Origin of the sequence: Kytococcus sp. HMSC28H12, assembly GCF_001816045.1 — a bacterium.
GTDB classification, from domain to species: Bacteria; Actinomycetota; Actinomycetes; order Actinomycetales; family Dermatophilaceae; genus Kytococcus; species Kytococcus schroeteri.
Window position 1 is genome coordinate 1 of the sequence record NZ_KV824362.1, and the last position, 7,152, is coordinate 7,152.

At 72.4% G+C, this 7,152-nt stretch carries 7 protein-coding genes, 1 tRNA gene and 1 pseudogene; 8 read left to right on the forward strand and 1 reads right to left on the reverse strand.

Features of this window, described 5'->3' with window-relative positions:
• The 3 genes and pseudogenes from HMPREF3099_RS12735 to ppk2 form a co-directional block, all read left to right on the forward strand.
• Positions 1-337, forward strand: a pseudogene (locus HMPREF3099_RS12735) (ABC transporter ATP-binding protein); the annotation flags it as partial.
• Between the two features lie 118 nt (positions 338-455).
• On the forward strand, positions 456-1,817 hold the full coding sequence (locus HMPREF3099_RS04010; RefSeq protein ID WP_070704276.1) for an FAD-dependent oxidoreductase: 1,362 nt from the start codon (positions 456-458) through the stop codon (positions 1,815-1,817).
• A 107-nt stretch (positions 1,818-1,924) separates the two neighbouring features.
• Positions 1,925-3,055, forward strand: coding sequence for a polyphosphate kinase 2 (ppk2, locus tag HMPREF3099_RS04015; RefSeq protein ID WP_237769735.1), 1,131 nt, complete (start codon positions 1,925-1,927; stop codon positions 3,053-3,055).
• Positions 3,056-3,071: 16 nt separating this feature from the next.
• Here the strand turns inward: ppk2 and HMPREF3099_RS04020 are convergent, their stop codons facing one another.
• Positions 3,072-3,611, reverse strand: coding sequence for a MarR family winged helix-turn-helix transcriptional regulator (locus HMPREF3099_RS04020; protein WP_305778346.1), 540 nt, complete (start codon positions 3,609-3,611; stop codon positions 3,072-3,074).
• Between the two features lie 122 nt (positions 3,612-3,733).
• On the opposite strand from HMPREF3099_RS04020, the gene HMPREF3099_RS04025 reads away from it, so the two are divergent.
• The 5 genes from HMPREF3099_RS04025 (at position 3,734) to HMPREF3099_RS04045 (ending at position 7,084) form a co-directional block, all read left to right on the forward strand.
• The gene (locus HMPREF3099_RS04025) at positions 3,734-4,099 is read left to right on the forward strand and encodes a nuclear transport factor 2 family protein (protein ID WP_070704279.1); all 366 of its coding nucleotides are present in this window, start codon (positions 3,734-3,736) and stop codon (positions 4,097-4,099) included.
• A 3-nt stretch (positions 4,100-4,102) separates the two neighbouring features.
• Positions 4,103-4,303, forward strand: coding sequence for a hypothetical protein (locus HMPREF3099_RS04030; protein ID WP_070704282.1), 201 nt, complete (start codon positions 4,103-4,105; stop codon positions 4,301-4,303).
• A gap of 23 nt (positions 4,304-4,326) precedes the next feature.
• Positions 4,327-4,405, forward strand: a tRNA-Gln gene (locus tag HMPREF3099_RS04035).
• Positions 4,406-4,542: 137 nt separating this feature from the next.
• A complete protein-coding gene (glmU, locus tag HMPREF3099_RS04040) occupies positions 4,543-6,015 on the forward strand; it encodes a bifunctional UDP-N-acetylglucosamine diphosphorylase/glucosamine-1-phosphate N-acetyltransferase GlmU (protein ID WP_070704285.1) in 1,473 nt (490 codons plus the stop codon).
• Between the two features lie 43 nt (positions 6,016-6,058).
• The gene (locus HMPREF3099_RS04045) at positions 6,059-7,084 is read left to right on the forward strand and encodes a ribose-phosphate diphosphokinase (RefSeq protein ID WP_070704288.1); all 1,026 of its coding nucleotides are present in this window, start codon (positions 6,059-6,061) and stop codon (positions 7,082-7,084) included.
• Positions 7,085-7,152 lie beyond the last annotated feature (68 nt).

The following is a 7,152-nucleotide window of genomic DNA, read 5'->3' on the forward strand; positions in this document are numbered from 1 at the left end:
CACCGGGCGGGGCGGGCGCGACGTGGTCGAGGCCGTGGCGGCGGCCTCGGGTGTGGGGCCGGGGGCCGGTGCGGGAGGTGCGTCGGGTGCCTCTGGCTCGTCCACGGCCTCGGGACTGAGCCCGGCCGAGGAGCGGGCCCTCACCAAGGCCATGGCCCGCGCCGAGAAGCAGATGGAGAAGGCCACCACCGAGCTGGAGAAGGTGCACGCCGAGATGGCCGAGGCCGCCATGGACCCCGAGCGGCTCACCACGCTGTCGGCCCGGGAGGCCGGGTTGCGTGAGCAGCACGACGCCGCCGAGGCCGAGTGGCTGGAGGCCGCCGAGCGCTTCGGCTGACCCCGGTCGTCGGCGCCCGCCCGTGTGGAGGACGCGCCCCGGGCCGTTGGTAAGGTTGACCTATCCCCCTTTCGCCCTGCCCGTCGTGGCGGGGCGCGTCCCCGAGTGAGAGGTCCCCATGCGCCCTGTGAAGGTTGCCGTTATCGGAGCCGGCCCGGCCGGCATCTACGCCGCGGACATCCTGACCAAGGAGCACGAGTCGGCCACGGTCGACGTCTACGACCGCCTCCCGGCGCCCTACGGCCTGGTGCGCTACGGCGTGGCCCCGGACCACCCGCGCATCAAGGAGATCGTGAAGGCCCTGCGCCGTGTGCTGTCCGGCGACCGCCTCCGCTTCATCGGCAATGTCGACTTCGGCACGGACATCACGTTCGAGCAGCTGCGGAAGCACTACGACGCGGTCGTCTTCGCCACCGGCGCCATGGCCGACCGCCCGCTGGACATCCCCGGCATCGACAAGAAGGGCTCGCACGGCGCCGCGGACTTCGTGAGCTGGTACGACGGCCACCCGGACGTGCCGCGCGAGTGGCCGCTCGATGCCGAGTCCGTGGCCGTCATCGGCGCCGGCAACGTGGCCCTGGACGTGGCGCGGATGCTGGCCAAGCCGGCCGACGAGCAGCTCACCACCGAGATCCCGGCCAACGTGTACGAGGGCCTGAAGGCCAACCGCGTCAAGGACGTCCACGTGTTCGCCCGCCGTGGCCCGGCGCACCTGAAGTTCAGCCCGATGGAGTTCCGCGAGCTCTCCCACAGCCCCAGCGTGGACGTGGTGATGACCGAGGAGGGCTTCGAGATCGACGACGCCGGCCAGGCGGCCATCCAGGCGGCCAAGTCCACCAAGCTCGTGGTGGACACGCTGCTGAAGTACCTGGAGAAGGAGCCCACCGGTGCCCCGCACCGCATCCACCTGCACCTCATGCAGGCCCCGGTGGAGGTGCTCGGCGACGAGTCGGTGACCGGTCTGCGCACCGAGGTGATGCAGTACAACGGCGACGGGACCGTCTCCGGCACCGGCGAGTTCAAGGAGTGGGACGTGCAGGCGGTCTACCGCGCGGTGGGCTACCTGTCCTCCCCGCTGGAGGGCCTGCCGTTCGACCACGCCACCGGCACCATCCCGCACGAGGCCGGTCGCGTCATCGAGGACGGCGCGCCCAAGGAGGCCGCGTACGTCACCGGCTGGATCAAGCGCGGGCCGGTGGGCCTCATCGGGCACACCAAGTCCGACGCCAAGGAGACCATCGAGTCGCTCATGGCCGACCTCGAGGCCCTGCCGGCCCCGGCCGGGTCGCCCGACGAGCTGCTGGCCGAGCTGCGTGCCGCCGGCGTGGACCTCACGCTCTTCGACGAGTGGGAGCGCCTGGACGCCCACGAGATGGCGCTGGGCGAGGCCGAGGGGCGCGAGCGCATCAAGGTCGTGAGCCGCGAGGACATGATCGCCGCGGGCCGGGCCACTGCCGCCGAGGCAGCCGCCACCGCCTGACCGGCCTCGCGCGCCGGGGGTCCTGACCGGCGGCGGAGGATTGTCGGGGAAACGACGCGTGGTCGTAGGCTGGGGGTGCCCCATCCACACACAGTCTGGAGGCCCAGATGGCCACGTCCAAGCGTCCGTCCACCACCAAGGCAGCCGCCGCGGCCAGCACCTCCCGCTCCACCGCGGGCAGCGGTCGGAAGGCCGCGGAGAAGCCCGCCCGGAGCGCCCAGGCGACCTCCGCCGCGCCCGCCGAGGCCCCCGCCCCGGAGGACGAGGACCTCGAGGAGCGCCTGGACGCCGCCGCCGAGGACGTGGACCCCGCCCAGGTGCCGATCCTGGCGGACGCGGCCAACCCGGACCCGGAGATCGCCGCCCGCCTCGAGGAGCTCCACACGGCGCTCGCGGAGCGCGGCACCCCGGTGGGCAAGGACTCCTGGCGCCACGGCTACCCCTACGACGCCAAGCTGAAGCGCGCTGAGTACGAGGCCACCAAGCGCGACCTGCAGATCGAGCTGCTCAAGATGCAGCACCACATCAAGCGCAGCGGCGAGAAGATCGCCATCCTCTTCGAGGGCCGCGACGCTGCCGGCAAGGGCGGCTCCATCAAGCGCTTCACCGAGCACCTCAACCCCCGCGGCGCCCGCGTGGTGGCCCTGGAGAAGCCCACCGACCGCGAGCAGTCGCAGTGGTACTTCCAGCGCTACGTGCCCCACCTGCCCAGCGGCGGCGAGATCGTCTTCTTCGACCGCTCCTGGTACAACCGCGCCGGCGTGGAGCGGGTCATGGGCTACTGCAGCCCCACCGAGTACCAGGAGTTCATGCGCAGCGCCCCGGAGTTCGAGCGCATGCTGGTCAACTCCGGCATCCACCTGTTCAAGTTCTGGTTCTCCGTGGGCCGTGCCGAGCAGGCCGCCCGCTTCACCAAGCGCCACACCGACCCGGTGCGCCACTGGAAGCTCAGCCCCACGGACGTGGCCTCGCTGGACAAGTGGGACGCCTACACCGCGGCCAAGGAGGCGATGTTCTTCTACACCGACACGGGTGACGCGCCGTGGACCGTCATCCGCTCCAACGACAAGAAGCGCGCCCGCCTGGAGGCCATGCGCGTGGTGCTCTCGCAGATGGACTACCCGATGAAGGACGAGAAGGTCGTGGGCACGCCCGACCCCAACATCGTCCTCTCGGCCAAGGACGCCGTGGACGACGGGGAGACGAGCCCCGCGCCGAGCTTCCCCACCGTCCGCTGAGGCCCCGCGCCGCCGCTCAGTGCTCCAGGCGCGTCAGCACCTGGCGCAGGGCGGCGGCCATGTCGGCCTGCTCGTCGGCCCCGATGCCGGCGAGCAGCTCCCGCTCGTGGGCGAGCAGCTGGGTCATGGCGGCGTCCACGGCCTCGCGCCCGGAGTCGGTGAGGCGCACGATGACGCCGCGCCGGTCGGTGGTGGACCGCTCGCGCTCCACGTGGCCGCGGCCCACCAGCCGGTCGATGCGGTTGGTCATGGTGCCGCTGGTGACCAGGGTCTGGGCCACGAGGGCCCCGGGGGAGAGCTCGTGGGGTGCGCCGGCGCGGCGCAGGGCCGAGAGCACGTCGAACTCCCACGGCTCGAGCGACCCGGCGCCGAAGGCCTCGCGGCGGGCGAGGTCGAGCAGGCGGGCCACCCGGGAGATGCGGCTGAGGACGGCCAGCGGCTGCAGGTCGAGGTCGGGGCGCTCGCGCTCCCAGGCCGCCAGCACCAGGTCCACCTCGTCGTGCAGCGGGCCGGGGGTTGCCGCGTCGTCGGCGGTGGGGCCGGGGGGCTGGGTCATGTCGTCAGCCTACGCCGGCCGAGAATCTCGATGTCGAGACTCTCGCCCCGTGTGCCGGGCGCGGGCCGCGGCGCCCCCGACACCCTCCCCGCCGCCACCGCCGCGGGTGCGAGGATGACGGCATGACCGATCGCTCCGCCGCCGAGGCCGCCGTCCGCTCCTACTACCAGGCCGTCGACGCCGACGACGTGGACACCCTCATCGGGCTCTTCGCCGAGGACGCCACCTACGAGCGTCCCGGCTACGAGCCCTTCGTGGGCCACGACGCACTGCGTGCCTTCTACACCGGTGACCGCGTCATCGCCTCCGGCGCGCACACCGTGGACGCCCTGCTCGTCGACGGCGACCAGGTGGCCGTCCACGGCCGCTTCGAGGGCACCCTCAAGGACGGCAGCGCCTCGGCCGTGCGCTTCGCGGACTTCTACGTGCTCGACGAGCAGGCCCGCTTCACCCGCCGCACCACCTTCTTCCACACCGCGGCGGTCTGACCGATGGCGAACGCGTCCGCCGTCGTGCCGGCGCTGCTGGTCTTCGTGCTGCTCGCCGCGGTCGTGGTGCTGCTCGTGTGGCTCATCGCCCGCAGTACCCGTCGCTCGGCGCAGTTCCACGGCGTCGACCAGCCGGGCACGTCCCCGGCTCCCGGTGCCGACGAGCCCGGTCCCACCGACCGGGCCGCCCGCCGCGACGCGTAGGCTGGCCCGGCCCTGCGGGGCGTTCCCCGGTTGCTCTGCTGGTAGGGGCCGCCTGACTTTGAATCAGGACTAGGGACGTAGGTTCGATTCCTACCCGGGGAGCCGTGGCGGGCCGGCCCGCGCGCAGCGCCTGCCGGCCCGCGCCGCCGGAAGGCCCCCGGCCCGACGCAGTAGAGTCGCTGGCGAACGAGGCGGCCCCACCGGTCGCCTGCGCCCCCTCACCGATCGCTGGAGTCCTCTTGAGCACTGCCAAGCCTGCTGCCGTCATCGTCCTCGCCGCCGGCGAGGGGACGCGGATGAAGTCCACCCTCCCCAAGGTGCTGCACCCCATCGGTGGGCGCACGCTGCTGGGCCACGCGCTGCACGCCGCGCGTGAGGCGGGCCCGCAGTACCTCTCCGTGGTCGTCCGCCACGAGCGCGAGCGCGTGGCCGCCCACGTGGCCGAGGTGGACCCGCAGGCCCTCATCGCCGACCAGGACGAGGTGAAGGGCACCGGCCGCGCCGCCGAGGCCGGTCTCGCGGTGCTGCCCGAGGACCTCTCCGGCACCGTCATCGTGACGATGGGCGACGTGCCGCTGCTGACGGCCCAGACCCTCACCGACCTGACCGCCGCCCACGAGGCCGCCGGCGCCAGCGTCACCGTGATCACCGCCGAGCTGGAGGACCCCACCGGCTACGGCCGCATCGTCCGCGACACCGACGGCTCGGTGCGCAAGGTGGTGGAGCACAAGGACGCGCTGGCCGCCCGCGAGGCCGGTGGCGAGGACGCCGACGTGCTCGACGTGCGCGAGATCAACTCCGGCATCTGGGCCTTCGACGCCGCCGTGCTCCGCGAGTTCCTGCCGCGCCTGGGCACCGACAACAGCCAGGGTGAGAAGTACCTCACCGACGTGCTCGGCCTCTCCCGCGAGGCCGGCGGCACCGTGGCCGCCCACGTGATCACCGACACCCTGCAGACCGAGGGCGTCAACAACCGTGCGCAGCTCTCCGAGCTCGGCGCCGAGCTCAACCGCCGCATCGTGCGCCACTGGCAGATGGAGGGCGTCACCGTCGTCGACCCGGCCACCACCTGGATCGACACCGGCGTGACCCTGGGCCGCGACGTCGTGGTGCGCCCCAACACCCAGCTGCTGGGCGCCACCACCGTCGGCGACGAGGCCGTCATCGGCCCGGACACCACCCTCACCGACGTGGAGGTGGGCCGCGGTGCCTCCGTGGTGCGCACGCACGGCGAGCTCTCCACCATCGGTGAGGGCGCCAGCGTGGGCCCGTTCGCCTACCTGCGTCCCAACACCCAGCTGGGCACCGACGCCAAGATCGGCACCTTCGTGGAGACCAAGAACTCCACCATCGGCACCGGCACCAAGGTGCCCCACCTCACCTACGTGGGCGACGCGGAGATCGGCGACCACTCCAACATCGGTGCCTCGTCGGTGTTCGTGAACTACGACGGCGTCACCAAGTCCCGCACCCGCATCGGCAACCACTGCCGCACCGGCTCGGACACGATGTTCATCGCCCCGGTGACCGTGGGCGACGGCGCCTACACCGGTGCCGGCACCGTGGTGCGCAAGGACGTGCCCGCCGGTGCCCTGGCCATCACCGTGGCCCCGCAGAAGAACATCGAGGGCTGGGTGCAGGAGAAGCGCGCCGGCACCGCGGCGGCGCAGGCGGCCGACGAGGTGGCGCGCGAGCGCTCCACCGAGGACTGAGAGACTGGCCCCAGAACCCCACGTCCCGAGTGATGGAGAAGCGATGAGCGACCAGGGTGCCCCCGCCGCGACCGAGGGCGAGCACGCCCCGCTGGCGATCCAGCGGACCACGGAGAAGAACCTCATGGTGTTCTCGGGCCGGGCGCACCCCGGGCTCGCCGCCGACATCGCCCACGAGCTGGGTTCGCAGGTGGTGCCCACCGAGGCGTACGAGTTCGCCAACGGCGAGCTGTACGTCCGCTACAACGAGTCGGTGCGCGGTTGCGACGCGTTCGTGGTGCAGGCCCACACGGCGCCCATCAACACCTGGCTGATGGAGCACCTCATCATGGTGGACGCGCTGAAGCGCGCGTCGGCCAAGCGCATCACCGTGGTGCTGCCCTTCTACGGCTACGCCCGCCAGGACAAGAAGCACCGCGGCCGCGAGCCGATCTCCGCCCGCCTGGTGGCCGACCTGTTCAAGACCGCCGGTGCCGACCGCCTCATGGCGGTGGACCTGCACACCGCGCAGATCCAGGGCTTCTTCGACGGGCCGGTGGACCACCTCATGGCCATGCCGATCCTGGCCGACCACGTCAAGGAGAAGTACGGCGACGAGGACCTCGTGGTCGTCTCCCCGGACGCCGGCCGCATCAAGGTGGCCGAGCAGTGGGCCGAGCGCCTGGGCAACCGGCCCCTGGCGTTCATCCACAAGACGCGCGACATCACCCGCCCCAACGAGTCCGTGGCCAACCGCGTCATCGGCGAGGTGGAGGGCCGCATGTGCGTGCTCGTGGACGACATGATCGACTCCGGCGGCACCATCTGCAAGGCCGCCGACGCGCTCATGGAGGCCGGCGCCAAGGGCGTCATCATCGCCGCCACGCACGGCATCCTGTCCGGCCCGGCGGTGCAGCGTCTGCGTGACTCGGTGGCCCGCGAGGTCATCCTCACCGACACCCTGCCGATCGCCGAGGAGAACCGCTTCGAGGGGCTCACGGTGCTGTCCATCGCGCCGCTGCTCAGCCAGGCCATCCGCGAGGTGTTCGAGGACGGCTCGGTGACCAAGATGTTCGACGGCCGCGCCTGACGCGGCGCCCGCACCCGCCCCCGGGGCGGGACAGCGGTGGCCGGGGCCGGATTTCGGCCCCGGCCACC

Coding starts and splice junctions, on each gene's coding strand:
- HMPREF3099_RS04010 (WP_070704276.1), top strand. CDS start 456: ATGCGCCCTGTGAAGGTTGCCGTTATCGGAGCCGGCCCGGCCGGCATC.
- ppk2 (WP_237769735.1), top strand. CDS start 1,925: ATGGCCACGTCCAAGCGTCCGTCCACCACCAAGGCAGCCGCCGCGGCC.
- HMPREF3099_RS04020 (WP_305778346.1), bottom strand. CDS start 3,611: ATGACCCAGCCCCCCGGCCCCACCGCCGACGACGCGGCAACCCCCGGC.
- HMPREF3099_RS04025 (WP_070704279.1), top strand. CDS start 3,734: ATGACCGATCGCTCCGCCGCCGAGGCCGCCGTCCGCTCCTACTACCAG.
- HMPREF3099_RS04030 (WP_070704282.1), top strand. CDS start 4,103: ATGGCGAACGCGTCCGCCGTCGTGCCGGCGCTGCTGGTCTTCGTGCTG.
- HMPREF3099_RS04045 (WP_070704288.1), top strand. CDS start 6,059: ATGAGCGACCAGGGTGCCCCCGCCGCGACCGAGGGCGAGCACGCCCCG.